At 68.5% G+C, this 17745-nt stretch carries 15 protein-coding genes and 3 pseudogenes; 6 read left to right on the top strand and 12 right to left on the bottom strand.

The annotated features are described in order from the left end of the window. Nucleotides 1-39 precede the first annotated feature (39 nt). Both ACH4UM_RS34600 and ACH4UM_RS34595 read left to right on the top strand, forming a co-directional pair. Nucleotides 40-2703, top strand: a complete 2664-nt coding sequence (locus tag ACH4UM_RS34600; RefSeq protein WP_398188288.1) for an AAA family ATPase — start codon at nt 40-42, stop codon at nt 2701-2703. Between the two features lie 167 nt (nt 2704-2870). Continuing rightward, nucleotides 2871-3041 (top strand): annotated as a pseudogene (locus tag ACH4UM_RS34595) (IS5/IS1182 family transposase); the annotation flags it as partial. 1 nt (nt 3042) lies between these two features. Here the strand turns inward: ACH4UM_RS34595 and ACH4UM_RS34590 are convergent. Next, nucleotides 3043-4096: pseudogene (locus ACH4UM_RS34590) on the bottom strand (ISL3 family transposase); the annotation flags it as partial. A gap of 289 nt (nt 4097-4385) precedes the next feature. Between ACH4UM_RS34590 and ACH4UM_RS34585 the strand changes: the two are divergent. Both ACH4UM_RS34585 and ACH4UM_RS34580 read left to right on the top strand, forming a co-directional pair. After that, nucleotides 4386-4571 (top strand): transposase, encoded by a 186-nt coding sequence (locus tag ACH4UM_RS34585; RefSeq protein ID WP_398188285.1) that lies wholly within the window; start codon nt 4386-4388, stop codon nt 4569-4571. A gap of 278 nt (nt 4572-4849) precedes the next feature. Next, complete coding sequence (locus ACH4UM_RS34580) at nt 4850-6121, top strand: sensor histidine kinase (protein ID WP_398188282.1); 1272 nt, start codon at nt 4850-4852, stop codon at nt 6119-6121. Nucleotides 6122-6321: 200 nt separating this feature from the next. On the opposite strand, the gene ACH4UM_RS34575 is transcribed toward ACH4UM_RS34580, so the two are convergent. Then, nucleotides 6322-6624, bottom strand: a complete 303-nt coding sequence (locus ACH4UM_RS34575; RefSeq protein ID WP_398188279.1) for a DDE-type integrase/transposase/recombinase — start codon at nt 6622-6624, stop codon at nt 6322-6324. Nucleotides 6625-6696: 72 nt separating this feature from the next. Here ACH4UM_RS34575 and ACH4UM_RS34570 point away from each other — a divergent pair, with 72 nt between their 5' ends. Then, nucleotides 6697-7932, top strand: a complete 1236-nt coding sequence (locus tag ACH4UM_RS34570) for an IS701 family transposase (RefSeq protein ID WP_398188276.1) — start codon at nt 6697-6699, stop codon at nt 7930-7932. Between the two features lie 19 nt (nt 7933-7951). Here ACH4UM_RS34570 and ACH4UM_RS34565 read toward each other — a convergent pair. The 6 genes and pseudogenes from ACH4UM_RS34565 to ACH4UM_RS34540 form a co-directional block, all read right to left on the bottom strand. Further along, a pseudogene (locus tag ACH4UM_RS34565) lies at nt 7952-8949 on the bottom strand (IS5 family transposase). A 62-nt stretch (nt 8950-9011) separates the two neighbouring features. Then, nucleotides 9012-9377 (bottom strand): hypothetical protein, encoded by a 366-nt coding sequence (locus tag ACH4UM_RS34560; protein WP_398188274.1) that lies wholly within the window; start codon nt 9375-9377, stop codon nt 9012-9014. Then, entirely contained in the window at nt 9371-10624 is a 1254-nt protein-coding gene (locus ACH4UM_RS34555; RefSeq protein ID WP_398188271.1) for an NAD(P)/FAD-dependent oxidoreductase, read from the bottom strand. The genes ACH4UM_RS34560 and ACH4UM_RS34555 overlap by 7 nt, the downstream gene beginning before the upstream one ends. Beyond that, nucleotides 10621-10944, bottom strand: coding sequence for a 2Fe-2S iron-sulfur cluster-binding protein (locus ACH4UM_RS34550; RefSeq protein ID WP_398188268.1), 324 nt, complete (start codon nt 10942-10944; stop codon nt 10621-10623). Before ACH4UM_RS34550 ends, ACH4UM_RS34555 begins: the two co-directional genes overlap by 4 nt. 40 nt (nt 10945-10984) lie before the next feature. Then, the gene (locus ACH4UM_RS34545) at nt 10985-12169 is read right to left on the bottom strand and encodes a cytochrome P450 (protein ID WP_398188265.1); all 1185 of its coding nucleotides are present in this window, start codon (nt 12167-12169) and stop codon (nt 10985-10987) included. 157 nt (nt 12170-12326) lie between these two features. Continuing rightward, on the bottom strand, nt 12327-13250 hold the full coding sequence (locus ACH4UM_RS34540; protein WP_398188262.1) for a LysR substrate-binding domain-containing protein: 924 nt from the start codon (nt 13248-13250) through the stop codon (nt 12327-12329). A 371-nt stretch (nt 13251-13621) separates the two neighbouring features. Between ACH4UM_RS34540 and ACH4UM_RS34535 the strand changes: the two genes are divergently transcribed. After that, nucleotides 13622-14401: a class II aldolase/adducin family protein gene (locus ACH4UM_RS34535; protein WP_398188259.1), complete on the top strand. Its 780-nt coding sequence runs from the start codon at nt 13622-13624 to the stop codon at nt 14399-14401. Nucleotides 14402-14987: 586 nt separating this feature from the next. Here ACH4UM_RS34535 and ACH4UM_RS34530 read toward each other — a convergent pair. From ACH4UM_RS34530 to ACH4UM_RS34515, 4 genes are all read right to left on the bottom strand, one after another. Further along, nucleotides 14988-15506, bottom strand: coding sequence for a 4-hydroxyphenylacetate 3-hydroxylase C-terminal domain-containing protein (locus ACH4UM_RS34530; protein WP_398188256.1), 519 nt, complete (start codon nt 15504-15506; stop codon nt 14988-14990). Continuing rightward, the gene (locus ACH4UM_RS34525) at nt 15418-15987 is read right to left on the bottom strand and encodes a 4-hydroxyphenylacetate 3-hydroxylase N-terminal domain-containing protein (RefSeq protein WP_398188253.1); all 570 of its coding nucleotides are present in this window, start codon (nt 15985-15987) and stop codon (nt 15418-15420) included. The genes ACH4UM_RS34530 and ACH4UM_RS34525 overlap by 89 nt, the downstream gene beginning before the upstream one ends. 42 nt (nt 15988-16029) lie before the next feature. Next, nucleotides 16030-16158, bottom strand: a complete 129-nt coding sequence (locus ACH4UM_RS34520) for a hypothetical protein (RefSeq protein ID WP_398188250.1) — start codon at nt 16156-16158, stop codon at nt 16030-16032. A 176-nt stretch (nt 16159-16334) separates the two neighbouring features. Next, entirely contained in the window at nt 16335-17666 is a 1332-nt protein-coding gene (locus ACH4UM_RS34515; protein ID WP_398188247.1) for an MFS transporter, read from the bottom strand. Nucleotides 17667-17745 lie beyond the last annotated feature (79 nt).

The raw sequence follows: 17745 nt of genomic DNA, 5'->3' as shown, positions 1-17745 counted from the left end.
GGATTCCTCTGCGGCGCACGACCGCATAGGTTGTCGGACATGCCCGCGACATACACGGATGTGCTGATCGGTCGTCAGGACGAGATACGGCGGCTCGACGCCCTGCTCCAAGGGGCACGGGAGGGCCGGGGCGGCGCCCTGGTCCTGCGCGGAGAGCCGGGCATCGGCAAGAGCGCGCTGCTGCGGCATCTGGACGAGGCTGCGACCGGATTCCTCGTCATGCAGGCGTCCGGCGCGGAGTTCGAGATGGAGCTGCCGTTCGCCGCGCTGCACCAGTTGCTCGCGCCCGTCACCGGCCGGCTGATGGCGTTGCCTGCGCCGCACCGCAAGGCGCTGGAGATCGCTTTCGGCCTCGACACCGGCACACCCGATCCGTTCCTGGTCGGCGTCGCGTCGTTGGGCCTGATGGTGGAGACCGAGCGGGAACGCCCGCTCCTGTGCGTCGTCGACGACGCACAGTGGCTGGACCAGTCGTCGGCCAAGGCGCTGGCCTTCCTGGCCCGCCGGGTCTCGGCCGAGTCGATCGCCCTCGTGTTCGCGGCGCGCGAGCCGAGCCGCCTGCCCGAGCTGGACGAGCTGCCCGGCCATTCGCTTCAGGGTCTCGGCGAATCGGATGCCCGCGCGCTGCTGGCCGCGGCGATCCGCGCCCCGTTGGACGAGCGGGTGCGCGACCGCATCCTGGCCGAGGCGCGGGGCAACCCCCTCGCGCTGGTGGAGCTTCCCAGGACCGCCGGACTCGCCGGGATGGCGGGCGGATTCGCCCAGCCCGACTCGGTATCCGGCGTGATCGAGCAGAGCTTCCGGTCCCGGCTGGAGCTCCTGCCGCCGGCGGCCCGGCTGCTGGTGACCGTCGCCGCCGCCGACCCGATCGGCGACCCCGGCCTGCTGTGGCGTGCGGCCGAACTCCTGGGCATCGACGCGGCTGCCGCCGCCGAGTCCGTCCCGCTGGTCGGGTTCGGCACCCGGATCCGATTCAGCCACCCCCTCGCCCGCTCGGCCGCCTACCGCGCCGCGGCGCCACGGGAGCGGCGCAGGGCGCACGAGGCGCTGGCCGCCGTGACCGACCCGGTCGCCGACCCCGACCGGCGGGCCTGGCATCGCGCCCAGGCCAGTGCCGGCCCCAACGAGCAGGTCGCCGCCGAGCTCGAAGCCTGCGCCACCCGCGCTCAGGAACGTGGCGGTGTCGCCGCGGCGGCGGCCTTCCTCGAACGCTCGGCCGCGCTCACGATCAGCCCGGTCCAACGCGCCGAGCGGATCCTCGCCGCGGTCCAGGCCAAGCTCTCGGTGGGCGACTTCGACACCGCAGCCGACCTGCTCACCACCGTGGCGGCCGACGATCCGAGCCAGGCCGCCAGGGCCGACCTGCTCCGCGGCAGGCTGTCGTTCGTCCGCCGCCGCGGGGACGAAGGCCCCACGGCGTACCTGCTGCGCGCCGCCACCCGACTGGCGGGCACCGACCCCGCCTGGTCACGGGAGTGCTATCTGGACGCCATGGAGATGGGGCTTCTGCTCGGCGGCCTCGACCACGTGGTGGAGGCCGTCAGGAAGACCCCGCCGCCGGGCGAGCCGGTATCCGGCGCGACGGCGGTCCTGACCGGCCTGATCAGCCTGGTCAGCGACGGGCATCAGGCGGCGGGGGAGATCCTCGGGCCGGTCGTCGGCGACGCGGACGACGAGGTGTGGGCCAGGCGGCCGTCACTGGGCTTCATGGTGGCCACCGAGCTGTGGAACTTCGACGCCCTGTACGGCATCGCCACCCGTGCTGTCGCGGCCGGCCGAGAGTCGGGCTCCTTCCACGCGCTGCCCATCGCACTGGCCATGCAGGCCACCGCGACCGTGCACACGGGCGACTTCGGTGCCGCGATGGAGCTGATCTCCGAGGAGGAGGCGATCGCCGACGCCACCGGCGCGGCACCGCTGGTCTACCCGCGCCTCCACCTGGCCGCGATGCGCGGGCGGCGCAAGGATGCCGTCGACCTGTTCGCGTCGGTGGATCACCGGATGAGCCTCAGCGTGCAGTGGGCGACGGCCCTGCTCAGCAACGGCCTGGCCCACTACCCGGCCGCGCTGAAGGCGGCGAAGCAGGCGGTCGAGTACGGTGCCGTCGGCACGGCGGGCCTTGCCCTGCCCGAGCTGGTCGAGGCGGCCATGCGTTGCGGCGAGACCGAGGTCGCCGCCGCGGCCCTCGCCTCCCTCCAAGAGCGCACGCAGGCGGGCCGGCAGGCGTGGGGTCTAGGCGTCGAAGCATATGCGCGGGCCCTGGTGACCGAGGACGAGTCCGCCTACCAGGAGGCGATCGGCCTGCTCGGCGACGGCCCACTGGTCGTCTATCGCGCCCGGGCACATCTGCTGTACGGGGAGTGGCTGCGCCGCCAGGGCCGACGGCGTGACGCCCGGTCCGCGCTGCGGCTGGCGCACGAGTCGCTGTCCGACCTCGGCGTGGAGGCGTTCGCCGAGCGCGCCGCCGGCGAGTTGCGCGCCACGGGCGAGCAGGCCCGCAGCCGCACGTCGAAGGCATCGGACCGGCTGACGATGCAGGAGGTGCACATCGCACGCCTGGTCGCCGAGGGCGCCACATCCAAGGAGGTGGCGGCGAAGTTGTTCCTCAGCCCGCGGACGGTCGACGCGCACCTGCGCAACATCTTCCGCAAGCTCGGGCTCACCTCACGCAGGCAACTGCGAGACCTGCCCGACATTCGTTAGCCGCATGGTGGTGGCCGCGGCCTCGTGCCCGTTCATCGAATCCTCAGCCACAGACCGGCTTCATCCATACCCACCATGACCAGCACAACGAAGCCGACCAGCTCGGGCTACGATTTCTGACTGCTAAAGGGGGTTGCAGAAGGCTGTGATCAGGGCATCTTCCTTGTATGGGTGGGGTGTTGAGGGCTGAGCGGGTGTGGGTGGAGACGTTCACCGGCCTGCGGACTGATCAGTTCAGCCGGCTGTTGAAGGCGGTTCGGGAGCGCGGTGGGGAGGGGTGTGGGTGGGGTCGTCCGTGGCGGCTGCCGCTGGCTGAGCGGGTGTTGCTGGTGGCCGTGCTTCGAGGAGGTGGCCGACTGGGACGGCGGGGTCCTCGGCCCGGCGTTTGCGCAGGTGCTCGCGGTAGGGGTCGACCAGGCTGGCACGGTACTTGGGGACGCGGAGCATCCGCTCGGGCCGGTCGGCTCGCGCGTAGTGTTTGACGGTGTTCAGAGCCAGTTGCAGGCGGCGGGCGCACTCCAGCAGGCCCACGCCCTTCTCGAGCAGGCTGTGGACCTGGTGCCGGCGTTCCAGGGTCGTCTGTGCGCGGGCCCTTCGTACAGGGGCGCGTCCAGCACGGCGGCCCAGCAGGTACTGTGTGCCTTTATTACCTCGCTCAGGGCGGCTTCGCACAGGTTGTGCCACAGGTGCCACCTGTCCGCGACCTGCACCGTGTCGGGCAGGGCGCGGCGAATGGCCTCGGCATAGGTCGCGGAGCCGTCACGGCACACGGCCTCGACCCCCTGATGCTCGCGCAGCCAAGCTTCCAGCGTGTCGGCGGTGCGGTCGGTCAGCACGTCGATCCGCTCATGGGTCTCGGATCGATCACCACGGTGGCATACCGGTGCCGTCGGCGCAGAGCGAAGTCGTCGACGCCGATCACGCGGGGCGTCCGCCCGGTGGGCAACCAGATGCGCAGCAGGGCGCGCAGGGCCGTGTGGCGAGACAGGCCCGCCGCGAGCATCACCAGCAAACGTGATCCCGCCCGGCCCGCCAACTCCTTGACCACAGCCTTGACTTGCCTGGTCAGACGCGCCGTGCGTCGCTGGTAACGCTCCAGCACTCCGGGCATCTGCTCGCGGAAGGTCTGCCGGCAACCGCGCGTGGGACACACCAAGCGCCGCACCCGCACACAGACCACCACCCGCCGTCCGTCGACCGGCACGTCGCCCACCGTCCGCAGCTGAAATCCATGCACCCGCCCCGACGACGCCCCGCACACCGGACAGACTGCGGTGCCCGGCGGAGTCCGCGCCCGCACCACGATCCGCTCGCCCTCGTCAGCCACATCCTCCACAACCAGCGGGGAAAGACCCGCAAACACCGTCTGCACAAGCTCGTTGACATCCTCCACGCCAGTCACAACGACCCTCACGACTCTCCGTCACCACCGAAAGTGAGACAGGGCCAGAACAACGGTGTGACTCCGATCACGGAAGAGTGCACCTGTGACGAGCGGGAACATGGCCAAGACGACCGTTTCGGAGGCTGGGTCGGCGGCTGTGGGTGACCCATCGAGGAGCTCGTGGGCCGGGCCCAGTCGGAGGGCCTGCAGCTGACGGGCGGAGGCGGGCTGCTCCAGCAGTTGACGAAGCGGCTGCTGGAGTCCGCTCTCGAAGGTGAGATGACCGATCGCCTTGGCTATGACCGCACTGAAGCCGGTCTGCACGGCGCCGACCGAGGACGCCGCGACCAGCCGGTTCCTCGAGTTCTGTGAACAGTGGGGTGGGAGGTATCCGGCGATCGCCCGGCTCTGGGATAACGCCTCCGAGTTCGTGCCGTTCCTGCAGTTCGACGCCGAGATCCGCCGGATCGTGGGTTGTGTGTGAGTGTGTTCCGGGCTGTTTTGGGCTGGCGGAACGTTGTGCTGCTTGTGGCCGGCCGGCCAGTCGGCCAGTGGGTCGGCCAGCCGGTTCGGCCGGTTGGCCAGTCGGGGATTCTGTGTGTGGCTGGGTGGTTGGCTGAAACAGTGTGGTGGGGCAGCGTACCTTTCCGCTGTGCTTTGCCAGTAGGCTCTGTGTTCGCTCGCGGCTCTGCCGCTGCGGTCACGATGCTGGGGATGTTCCTGCGCACCGTTGCGTGTTGGGCCCGGAAGTGAGGGAGGCCCATGACGATGCGTGTGTACAGGGGTGAGGCCAAGCCGGCGTGCAAGCGCGGAAGACGAGGTTTCGTGGCCGGTGTCGAACTGGGGGACGTGCTGTTGTCGTCGGCGGCCGTGGCCTACGTGCTGGTGGTCTACGTTGTCGTTGGTCCTTCGACTCTGGGTCTGCGCTCGGCTGATTGGCTCTATTTTTCATATCTGGCGACGGACATGGCTGCGGGACTGTCGTTGCTGACACGCCGTCGCTGGCCGCTGCTCTTGACGTGCGCTGCTGTGGCTGCCCAGTTCATCACTGGTGCGGTGACGACGCTTCCGATTGCCTTCTACACGCTGATTTCTTCTCGGCGTTATGTGTGGGCAGCGATCGGCACTGTCTGCGTCTGTGTGGCATTCGTGCTGAATTTCATAGACCTGTCGCGTGGCTATTCTTCTTACGTCAGTCTGCCGGTGATCTTGACGTATGCCTTCGATGGAATCGCCATGCGTGAGGTGATCCCGTTTGTCGTCGTCCCGGCGCTGGTCGCCGTCACGGTCCGAGAGCATCGGCAACGCATCGTCAGTCTGCGAAGCCTCAATGTGCAGTTGCGGCGCGAGCAAGAACTGGTGGCTCAGAACGCGGCGTTGACCGAACGTACTCGCATCGCACGGGAGATGCACGACGTCGTGACACATTACGTCGGACTCATGGTCCTGCGGGCGGGGGCGCTGGAGTTGACGGTCGGTCGTGCGTCCGAGGCCGGACGGGGTGCGAGTGTGATCGCAGATCTCGGGCGCAAGACGATGTTGGAGCTGCGGGACCTGCTTCACGTGCTGCGTGAGGACGGCATGGGGGAGAAGGTGGCTCTCAGCCGTGCGGGGGAGGAACCTTTTGATCCCGACTTGGTACCGCTGCTGTGCAGCGCTCGTGATGCCGGCATGCCCGTGTCGTGGACGGTCGATGATGCCCTGGCAGGGCAGCCGGCGCTGTTGAAGTATGCGGTTTATCGCATTGTGCAAGAAGCGCTGGCGAACGCTGCTAGACATGCTCCCCGGTCCGCGGTGCACGTGGCAGTGATGCAGGAGGAGGACGTGTTGCGGCTGACCGTGCGGAATCCTGTGCCGGCGTTCGCTCCGCGGGACTGTGATCGTATGGGCACCGGCAGCGGACTCGGCCTGATCGGCATGGAGGAGCGTGCACGGCAGCTGGACGGCCATGTGGAGGCTGCCGTCGGCCCGGACGGACAGTTTCAGGTACTGGCGACCTTCCCACTGGCGCGGACGCAACCGATGAAGGTGTAGCCATCACCCGCACACGTTGGACCGCCGCTCGTGGCTGTACCCCTGGCGGAGCGGGCGGGAAGGAGCGGGCAGCTCTGCTCCTTCCTCGCCGCTTCTCATGGATGGCGGCGCAGCTGTCCGGCTTGAATCAGGGCGCTGCTGCCACTGGGTACTGCCATTCCCCTCGACCTCTGGAGATCTTGTCTGCGGCCGGCTCCGGGTCAGAGTTGGTTCGGTGGTCGTGTTCGTGGTCGATCGGGCTCTGGTACCCGCACATGCCGTGTTGTCGGTGGGCGTTGTAGGAGCCGGTGATCCAGGTGGCGATCCTCAGTCGGGCGTCGGTGGCTGGTGAAGGTGTGCCGGTGGATGTATTCGGCCTTGAGCACGCTGTTGAACGCCTCGCCGACGGCATTGTCGAAGCACGACCCGATCCGGCTCATGGACTGGGTGACGCCGAGTTTCCGGCAGGTTCGGCGATAGCGGCGGGAGACGTATTCGCTGCCGCGGTCGCTGTGAAAGATCACGCCCTTCCTGCGGGCATTGCCCAGGTATGTGGGTCGTGGGGATCGAGGATGTGTTGTTTCCCTGGTATCGATGTGCACGTCACCGCAGTGCAGAAAGCCGGCCACGCGACCCCCGACGGCCTGCAGCAATACATCGCCGACAAGCTCGGCGAGGACAGCGGTGTCCTGATCGTCGACGACACCGGCTTCATCAAGAAGGGCATCACCTCCGCCGGGGTCCAGCGGCAGTACTCCGGGACCGCCGGCCGGACGGAGAACTGCCAGATCGGCGTCTTCGCCGCTTACGCCTCGGTCCGCGGCCGTGCCTTGGTCGACCGCGAGCTCTACCTCCCCAAGTCCTGGACCGAGGACCGGGAACGCTGCCGCGCTGCAAAGGTCCCCGACGAGCGGGAGTTCGCCACCAAGGGCGAACTGGCCCGCCACATGGTGTTGCGGTCCCTCGCCTCGCCGCTGCCCATCGCCTGGGTGACCGCGGACTCCGCCTACGGACAGGACAACCGATTCCGCCGGCTGCTGGAACAGTCAGGCGTCGGCTATGTGCTGGCCGTGCCCAAGTCCCAGTTCACCGTGGGCTGTCCCCGCATCGACGGCCTGTTCGCGCAAGCACCCAACGAGGCATGGGAGAAGATCTCGTGCGGTGACGGCGCGAAGGGTCCCCGTGTCTATCACTGGGCGGCGGTGCGGCTGTCAGCCGTCGCCGAGTTCGACTACCAAGGCGAGGTCCCTTACCGGATGAGGTGGGCACTGGCCCGGCGCAGCATCAGCAAGCCCAACGAGATCGCCTATTACCTCGCCTACGCGCCCCTGGAAACTACGGTCCGGGAGTTGGTGCGGGTCGCCGGGGCACGCTGGGCGATCGAGGAGTGTTTCCAGGCCGCGAAGAACGAGTGCGGCCTGGATCAGTACGAGGTCCGCCGTTATGTGGGCTGGTATCGGCACGTCACCCTCGCCATGCTCGCGCACGCATTCCTGGCTGCCACGGCTCGTCAGGCCGAGGAAAAGGGGGCGCAACCAATGGGACCGTCGGGGCCATCGAGCTCACGGTGGCGGAGGTTCGGCGACTCCTGGCAGCTTGTCGTCCCGGACCCCCGCACCTGCGTGGACACCGAGGACGACGTCACGCGCTGGGCTGGTCGAACTGGCGCCGCCAACGCCAGGCAATCGCTCGCCGCTGTCACTACCTGCGGCGTTGTCGCACGATCGAGGGGCGGTCTCCGTGAGACCACCCCCGCACGTTCGAAGTCCCGCTACACTCCCGCCACCCGGCGAAACAGCAGGTCAGACGGCGAAATCCTGCTGGAGTACTAGGGCCTGTGTGACGTCGTGATCAATCAGGTACCTTCAGGAGGTCGTTGATCCAGATCATTGAGGCGCGGAGGTGGAGGCCGGCGAGGTAGCTCTCGGGTGTCTTGTCGTATCGAGTTGCGATGCCCCGCCAGGCCTTCAGCTTGTTGATCAGGCGCTCGACGGTGTTCCGCTCCTTGTAGGGATCGGCGTCGTGGCGTGGGGGCCGGCCGCCCCGGCAGCCTTTCTTCTTCCGGTTGGCGGTCTGGCCCTTCTTCTCCGGGATGACTGCCTTGATGTTGCGTTTGCGCAGGTGGGAACGGTTGGCGCGGGATGAGTTGTCCGCGGCGACAGCACCAGGCCGGTTTCGGGGACGGTCGACGGGCAGACGAACCCGCACCTTCTGCAGCACGGGGACGAACTGCGGACTGTCGGCGGCCTGGCCTGCGGTCAGCACGCACGCCAGCGGGCGGCACTTGCGGTCCGCAGCAAGATGAACCTTGCTCGTCAGCCCGCCACGGGAGCTGCCGAGCAGGGCTTCCTTCAAGCGAAGCTGGCGTCGTCGCCTGACGCGCCGCCGCTCTTCCCGCCCGGCGTCGTCACCGTCGTCCTGCCCGTTCTGTTCCGGCGGGCCGCCCCCTTTTCCGGGCCCGCTCCTGCTCGGCGGCGGCCTCCTCGAGGGCATCCATGACTTCCTTGCCGATGCACATCCCCGGCGGCGTCGTGGTGGGCACGGGCGGTGGTGGAGTCCACGCTGACCAGGGACAAGTCCGTCTTCCCTCGGCGTGCGGCCTCGGCGATCATTCTTTTCAGCGGTGCGGTGAAGACGCCGGCGTCCCTCCACACCCGGAAGCGGCCGTAGACCGTCGGCCACGGGCCGAACTCGCCGGGCATCTCCCGCCACTGGCTGCTGGTGCGGAATCGCCAGATCACTCCCTCGAACTGCTCCCGCAGCCGCTCGGGGTACCGGCCGTACTCACCTATCGGCAGGAACGACTCGATCAACTTCCACTGCTCGTCGGTGAGTTGCCTGCGTGTCACGACCGTCTTCCTACCGGATCCGCCTTCCCGGCGGATCCGGATCAGCAAGATTGATCACGACGTCACACAGGCCCTAGCAGCGCGCGGGCCCGTGTCAACGGCACGCCGGCCGTGCTCGTCGCTGCCGGCGCGGCGACATCCGGTCCGGGATGCAGGCCGAGCAGGCGGAATAGCCGAGCGGAGGCGGGACTGAGGGCATCGTAGGACCAGGAGAAGACGGCCCGTAGCCGGGTGGCCGGATCACCGCCGTCGAGTGCGTCCAGCCGGGTGCCGGTATCTCGCAGTTCCCCGGCGAGCGTGGCGAGGGGCATGTCGGGCTGGGCGGAGACGGCCAGGGCCAGCGGCAGACCCGCGCACCGGGTCGCGATCTCCGCGACGGCGGAGGGCTCGGCGGCCGCGCGCTGGGCACCGAGCCGGTCGGTCAGCATCGACCGGACCTCGTGGCGAGTGGGGAGGCCTGTGCGACGAAGGCCCTCAGGTTGAAGCCGGGGACGGCGGCTTGCTCGGCGGTCAGTTCGCCGGCGGTGGACAGCAGGCGCCGGGCCGCAACGTGCTCGGCGGGTCGGTTGACCGACTCCACGGCGCTCAGCCGACCCCTCCGGAAGGCGAACACGGAGAAGCGACCGTCGGCGGGCTCGCCGAACACCTGGACCTGGTCGTAACCGGCTGACACGCCGGCGATCTGCAACCTCAGCCCTCCTTGGTCGCTCCAGAACCAGGGGAGCTCGCAGTAGCGGCGCTCCTGACCGCTGACGATGCCGCGGCCGACGTGAACGGCCTGGTCCACGGCGTTCTGTACCGACTCCAGGCGCACCGGGGCATCGCAGTGGACGCTGGGGAACCGCGCACAGTCGCCGATGGCGTACACCCCGGGATCGGCGGTCCGTAGCCCCGCACCGACCAGGATGCCGCCGTCGACTGCCAGTTCGGCCTGATCCGCGAGATCGTCGTTGGGCAGCACACCGACCCCGACCACCACGAGGTCGGCCGGGTGGATCCGGTGGTCCGCGGTGCGGACCGCGGTGACCTCCCCACGGCGGCCGAGGAACTCGACCGGACGGGTGCCGAACCGGACCTGGACGCCTTTGTCGGCGTGGGCGCGGGCGAAGAACCGTGACACCGGTTCGGTGACCGCGCGGCCCATGAGCCGGTCGCCGGCCTCCAGGACCACCACATTCTCGCACCTGTCGGCGACGGCGGACGCGAACTCCAGCCCGATGAACCCGCCCCCGACGATGACGACCGACCGAGCCGATGCCACGTGCTCGCGCAGGGCCCTTGCCTGGGGCGCGGTGCGTAGGGGCAGCACCCCACCAAGGTCCTCACCGGGCAGGCCGAGGCGGCGGGGGCGGGCACCGGTGGCCAGCACCAGGTGCTGCCAGGACAGCTGAGCGCCATTGGCCAGGCTCACGCGCCGTGCGGACCGGTCGATCCCGACGACTCGCTGCCCCCGCAGGACCTCGATCGCATGGTCCCGGTAGAAGGACTCAGCGCGCAGCTGGAGCGTGTCCTCCGCGGCCGAACCCAGGAGGAACGCCTTGGACAGGGGCGGGCGATGGTAGGGCGGTTCGGTTTCGTCACCGATCAAGACGATACGCTGCTGGTAGCCCTCCTTGCGGAGGGTGACTGCCAACTGCACCCCGGCCTGGCCGGCGCCGACGATGACGGTGCTCACCGCTGCCGCTCAGGCAGTCGGACCACCAGTCCATCCAGGGCCGAGGTGAGCATGAGTTGGCATCCCAACCGACTGCCGGGTTCGCGCGGACAGGCGGTGCAATCGAGCATCTCGTCCTCATCCGGGCTGACCGCGGGCAGCCCTTCGGCAACGGAGGGGTCGACGTAGACGTGACAGGTCGCGCACATCGCCGCGCCCCCGCACTCGGCGATGATGCCGTCGACCCCCAGGGCCACTGCGGCGTGCATGACGCTCGTGCCCTCGGGCACGTCGAGAATGTCTGAGGAGCCGTCGGGGTGCAGGTAGACCACTTTCGGCATGGTGGGTTCTCCGTTCGATGAAGTGTCGGGGCGTGAGCCGTCACGGCTCCCAGCGCACCGGTAGGTTGAGGACGCCGCGGAAGACCCAACCGCCCATGCGGACGGGCGCGGAGTCGGACAGCCGCAGGCCCCGCAGTCGGCGGAAGAGCGTGGGCAGGGAGATCCGGCCGACCTGGGTGCGGGCCACCCATGAGCCGAGGCAGAAGTGCGGACCGCCGCCGAAGGCGATGTGCGCACGGTCCCCCCGGTCCATGTCGAAGGTGTCGGGTTCGGCGAAAACGGACTCGTCGCGGTTGGCCGAGCCGAGCACCACGCCCAACCGCGCGCCGGCGGGGAGCAGCGTACCGCCCAGCTCCACCTCCCGGGTTGTCTGGCGCGGGTACATACCGATCGGCGCGACCCAGCGCACGGACTCCTCGAAGACATCCTCGAATCTGGCAGGATCCGCCGTCACGAGCGCGCGCTGCTCTGGGTGGGTCAGCAATGCATAGGCGCCCACCGCCGTGGCGTCGCGCGGTTCGTTGAGGCCGCCGCCGATGAACAACTTGACATTGCCCCGGATCTGCTCCGAGGTCAGCGGGTCGGAGGCATGCAGCATCGCGGAGATCACCGACGCGTCCGGATGCGCCCGCAAGCGCGCGATCGCGGCGTCCACCGCTTCGTCCACCCCGCGGGTGGCGGCATCGGAGCGCTGCCAGACCTCCGGCTCGTCGCCGTAGTTGCCCGTGCCGTCCATCATCGCCTGGGACCACGTCTGCAGGTCCCGCGCGTCCACCTCGAGCAGCCCCAGTACCGCGGCCAGGCTGCGAGCGGCCATCGGTCCGGCGAACTCGGTGAACAGGTCGGCCTCGCCGCGCTCGTGGAAGCCGTCGATCAACTCGTCGGCTATCTTCTGAAAGACCGGCGCCCAGTGCTGCTTGACGGCCCTTGGCCGCAGTGCCGACTCGGCCGCCCTGCGCTCCCGCAGGTGATCTACGCCGTCCTTGCGAAGCATGGTCTGGCCCATCACCCGGATCATCAGCGAGTCCCGTTCCGCGGCACTGAAGATCTCGGGGTGCCGCTCCAGGTGGACGATGTCACGGTGGCGGGTGACCAGGTACCGGTCGGCTGCGGGTACCCAGGCGACCGGTTGGAGTCGGCGCAGCTGCCGATAGATCGGATAGGGGTCGGCCCAAAGGTCCTGGAGCCGGATGGTGTTCGGATAGTCCTCGATGATCTGGGCCATGTCTGCCTTCCGTGGAGGTGGTGCACGGTGGCAATGACTGTGGCGCGTAGGTGTCGCGTTGAAAAGGACAGCTTTCCGCTCTGTTCCCGCAACAAAACTCATAATCGCAGGTCTGCGGCGTTTTCGGGTGCTACTGGACTGCGACGGCGGCCTGTCGTCAGGTGGTGGCGCGGCCTTCGGCGCAGTACCGCACGAACTCGGCGACCCGCCTGGTCTGGGCCACCTGCTTAGGCCAGCACAGCAGGACCGACACGGCGGCGTCCGGTAGCTCGGCGATCTGCTTGTACACCACGCGGCGCCCCTCGTAGGTGCGGTCGTTCGGCGGCCGCTGAACCAGGATGGCCCACCCGAGCCCCCGCCCGACCAGGGCACGCGCCATCTCGAAGTTCCTGGTGCGGTGCCGCACGATGGGTGCCATGCCCGCTTCCTGACACAGCAGGAGCGTGTGGCGGGAGCTCGGTGGGGCGTCGAGCAGCACCATCGGCTCGTCGACCAGATCACGCAGGGCGACCACGGGCTCGTTCGCCAGCCTGTGGTCGGCGGGAAGTAGCACATGCGGCGGCATGGTGAACATCACCACCCGTTCCATATCCGGCAGCACGTCCATGTCGTAGACCACGGCCACGTCGAGTTCGCCGTCGAGCAGCAACCGCTGCAGGCGGTCGCTGGTGCCGTCCTCGAAGTCCAGGGTCAGCGCCGGGTGAAGGGCGGAAAACTCCTGGAGCAGTGGAGGCAGCACGGTAGGCGCCAAGGTGACATAACAGCCGATCGACAGCCGACCCGTCAGCTGCTCACCGGATCCGGAGACCGCCGACTCCAGATCCTCGGCCTGCCGCAGCAGCGCCCGCATCTGCTGGAGGGCCTGTCTCCCGGCCGGCGTCAGCGTGATCCCGTGTGCCTTGCGCCGGATGCACAGCTGGACCTTCAGCGCCCGTTCCAACTCATTGATCGCCAGGGACACCCCGGACTGGGAGATGCGCAGCCGGGCGGCTGCCTCGTTCAAGGTACCGCTCTCGGCGACCGTCACGAAGTACAGCAGCTGCCGCAGCGAGAACGCGGGAACGTTCGGAAGTTTTTCCAAAGTACTTTCCCATGTTTATGTGCTTTTCGCGTTCTTTTCAACATGCCGGGGGGCTGTCATCGTAAGCGCCGTCGGCTGCGGGACGGCAGGTCAGCCGCTGCACTGGCTGGGCTGTCAGGCATGCCCAGCTCGCTTGAGGGCCGGTCCACGAGGCGTTCCGGCAGCCGTCCCTGAGCGGCCGAACGGCATTGGGCGGCGGCGACCGGAAGCGCACTGTCGATCTCCGCGTATGTCGTGGTCATCAGTCTGATCAGCGCGGCGGCGGCCTTCGGGCTCGGTGAGTCGTCCAACAAGGGGATCGGGCACGAACCAGCATTGGTGGCCGTCGCGGAGCACACAGGTGACGACGGCAAGCAACGGGAAGGAATTCGATGATGATCAGCATACTGCCGCTCACCAGCGCACCCGAGGGTATGGCGGTCGCCGAGTGGGAGGCGCGCCTGGAGCTCGCCGCGACCTACCGCCTCTTCGCGACGCTCGGCTGGGGCGAGATGGTCTTCAACCACATTTCGCTGCGGTTGCCGGGCGAACCCGCCACCTACCTCATGAACCCGTTCGGCCTGATGTACGAGGAGGTGACGGCCTCCAACCTCATCAAGGTGGACCTCGACGGGAACCTGGCAGAGGAGAGTCTGTACGCCGCCAATCCGGCCGGCTTCCTGTTCCACGGCGCCATCCATCGCACGGTCCCGGACGCGCACTGTGTCATGCACACGCACACCACGGCAGGATCGGCGGTGGCCTGCCTGGACACCGGGCTGTCTCCCGACAATTTCTACGCCGCGCAGTTGTACGGCACGGTGGCCTACCACGAGTTCGAGGGGATCACCGTCAACGCGGGCGAGGTTCCGCGCATGCTCGCCGCGCTCGGCGACAAGCGCCTGCTGGTCCTCCGCAACCATGGGCTCCTTTCCCATGGCCGTACCGTCGCCGAGGCGTTCTACCGGTTGTGGGTGTTGAACCGGGCCTGCGAGATCCAGCTTCAGGCCCAGTCCACCGGACAGCCGTTGCGTCAGGTCAGCGTAGCGGCGGCGATCTCCAGCTCCCGCGCCGCCGCCGACTTCCTGGAGCCGGGTGAAGGCCCCGAGCAGCTCATGTTCGACGCGCTGCTGCGCAAGGTGCATCGCGTGGACCCGGGGTACGCCCAGTAGCGCGGGAAGGCTGTGACCACGGCTGCGCGGCCGGCGCAGGGGTCGTCGACTCAGGTGTGGTGCGGCTGGTAGCGGGAGACGCCCGCACTTGGTGTCACTAGGCGGCACGGATCCACCCGAATCCGTGCCGCCTCATGTTTCCGGCCGTGGTCCTCAGTGGCGCTGCGAGCCACGGTGGAAGGTGTGGACAGTGGCCTTGGCGTCGCAAGGGATCGACGGCACCACCTCGACGCGCAGACCGCCGGTGGCCGGGTCGTAGTCGTCGCCCTCCGTACTGACGGGACGTCGGGAAGAGTCGGTGTCCGGGTCGTGGATGGCACACAGCAGGCGGGTGGCATCGCTCCGTACGAGGCCGGCGGGTCACCGTCGGCCAGGCGGTTGCGCAACCGTCCGGTCGAGCGGTGATCCGATGACGAATGCGATCTCCCTCTCGAAACCGACGAGTTCGCAGCCGAGTGGCCGTCCGATCGCCCCCCTCGTGCCCGCCGGCGACGAAGGCGGCTTGACGGAAGCACGATGGATGGGCGGGCTCACCCGTCCGAGCTTCCTCGCCGGGTGGGGTGGTTGTTGCCGAGCGGCTGTGTTGTCAGGAACGCTCCAGGAACGCCTGGACCTTGGCCTTGCAGGGCTCGCGGTCGTACGACTTCACGTACGCGCCCGCCATGCGGACCGGGTCGCCGAAGAAGTAGTACTCGTACAGCGCCTGGCGGCTGGAGAACGCGGAGATGCAGGTGTCCCACGCCAGCCGGAAGAGTTTCACGCGTTCCGGGCCGGTCAGGGTCGCGGCCTGCAGGTACGCCTCGATGTCGGCGGCGGCCGGGCCGTTGATGTCGAGCTCGGTCGGCGTGGCCATCAGGCCGGAGGCGCCGAGCTTGCGCAGGATCTGCGGGAAGCGCTGGTAGAGCTTGGGGTAGAGGTTGCGGGCGGCGTTGAGCGGGGCGAATGCCGGGGTGAGGACGCCGTACTCGTTGAACGTGGCGTCGGCCTCGGCGGCGCGCAGGAAGGCGCGGAGCATCTCAAGCGTGGCGATGATCTCGGCGATGTCCTCCTGGACGTGCTGGATCCGCGCGGTCAGCTTGCCGCCACCCTGCTGAGTTCCGGCCAAGGACCGGTTGACCTGAAGGGGGGATCAGGGTGTGCGTGCACAGGAGGTCCTCTTCGCGGACCTTTTCGTAGTAGCGGCGGATGTTCTCGCCGAAGGCGGGGTTGGCCTGGGCGAACCAGTCGGCGGCAGAGGCGAGCGCCATCAGGGAGCTGTTCATGTAGTCGCCGGTGCGGCCGAGCATGCCGTTGCTGTGGTCGGCCCACACCTTGAACGCCCTGCGGCGCTTGACCAGGTCGTCCGGGGTCTTGGGAGTGAGGAAGGAGGTGCCGACCGGTTCGCCGGAGGTCGGCGAGTTATAGGTCAGGACGTCCTTGTGCTCGGCGGACTGCTGGAGGTCGTACAACTCGGCATAGGTGCGCACCACGTTGCGGAAGGCCGGGTGGTCCTGGATCCCGCCGGTGACGGTCTCGCCCAGCACATGGACGGTGGGACGGGCGGCGGAGAGTCGCTTGAGGTATTCCTTGCCGGTACGTGCTGCCATGGGTCTGCTCCTGAGGGGAACTCGCGGGGAGGGCGAGGGGCGTCAGATGAGGTGTTCGATGCCGTCGGTGGTTTCGGCCGCCATGCCGAAGCGGCTCCAGGCGTAGGTGACATGCTGATCGCCCTGCTGGAGAAACTCAGCGCGCACTCCGTCCACTTCGACGCCCGCCATCGGTCGTGAGACGAGGAGCGCGGCTGTCTCCTCTCAGCCGTGGCTCCCCGCTCTCACCGATCCCGAAGGCGGCGCACCGAGTGCGATCACCGACGGCGCTTTCGTCCTGCTCGTCCACGCGGAGCAGGTCGGTGGGCGGCATGCCCACCGTCCTGCTCCGCGCGGTTTCCGGTTGCTCAGGCCGTCAGCGCCGTCTGCTTGTCCTGCTCGGTGTTCTCGGCGTCGCTGAGCGAGACGCCCATGCGGTCCTTCAGAACGAAGGTGACGGCGAGTCCGACGACCGTCACGACGGCGAGGTACACGCCGACGGAATACACCGTGTGGGTGCTGGACTCGAGCGATTGGGCGATCATCGGGGCGAAGGCGCCGCCGAGGACGGCGCCCAGCGCGTAGGACAGGGCCGCGCCGCTGTACCGGACTGCGGTGGGATAGAGCTCTGCGAAGAGTGCGGCCTGCGGTCCGTAGGTCAGACCGAGACCGACGCTGTAGAGGACGAGCGCCAGGGTGATGAGTCCGATGTTCCCCGTGTTGAGCAGGGCGAAGAAGGGGAACATCCAGGCGAGCTGGATGACGAAGCCGATGCGGAAGACGCGGATGCGGCCGAGGCGGTCCGACCACCGGCCGGCGGCCGTGGTGCTGACCAGCCAGCCGACGGCGGAGACCATCACGGCGATCAGGATCTGCGTCGGAGCCAAGTGCAGATGGATCACCGAGTAGCTCTGCACGTAGCCGCCCGCGACCATATAGCCGACCGCGTTGTTGGCGGCGAAGAGCAGGGCCCCGGCCACGACCAGCGGCCAGTGGTGCCTGAACAGGGCCGCGATGGGAGTGCGCGGCCGGCTCCCGGACTCCTTCAGCTCTTGGTAGACCGGGCTTTCGTCCACCCTCTGCCGGATGATCAGTCCGGCCGCGATGAGTACGACGCTGAGCAGGAAGGGGATGCGCCAGCCCCAGGCGATGAACTGGGCGTTCGTGGTGACGGCGGTGACCGCGGCCAGCGCACCGTTGGCCAGGAGCAGGCCGAGCGGGGCTCCGAGCTGTGGGTAGGCGCCGAGCCTCCCCCGCTGGTCGGAGGGTGCGTGTTCCACGGAGATGAGAGCGGCGCCGCCCCACTCCCCGCCGGCGGACAGTCCCTGCAGGATGCGCAGGAGGACAAGGATGACAGGTGCGCTCGATCCGATGGTGCCGGTCGAGGGGACAAGGCCGATCAGTGTGGTGGAGACACCCATGAGCAGCAGGGTGGCGATGAGCATGGCACGGCGGCCGAACCGGTCACCGAGGTGGCCGGCGAGGGCGGCTCCGACCGGGCGGAAGACGAAGCTGATGCCGATGGTCGCGAAGGAGATGACCAGTGAGTCCGCGCCCAGCCCGGCGAAGAACTGCTTGCCGAAGACCAGGCCGGTACACAGGGCGTAGATGAAGAAGTCGTACCACTCGATCGTGGTGCCTGCCATGGCGGCGAGCGCGACCGTGCGCTGTCTGCCGGACGCGGATGAGGGTTGGGACATGGGAAGTCCGATCGTCGGTGGGGCGTCTTTGGCCCGGGGAGGAATGGAAGGTCACAGCCATCACGTCTGGGGCACTGAT

This window comes from Streptomyces sp. NPDC020801, from assembly GCF_044334385.1.
In the GTDB taxonomy this organism is placed as follows: Bacteria; Actinomycetota; Actinomycetes; order Streptomycetales; family Streptomycetaceae; genus Streptomyces.
Note: the sequence above shows the minus strand (reverse complement) of the source record. Positions and strands in the feature narration are given on the sequence as shown.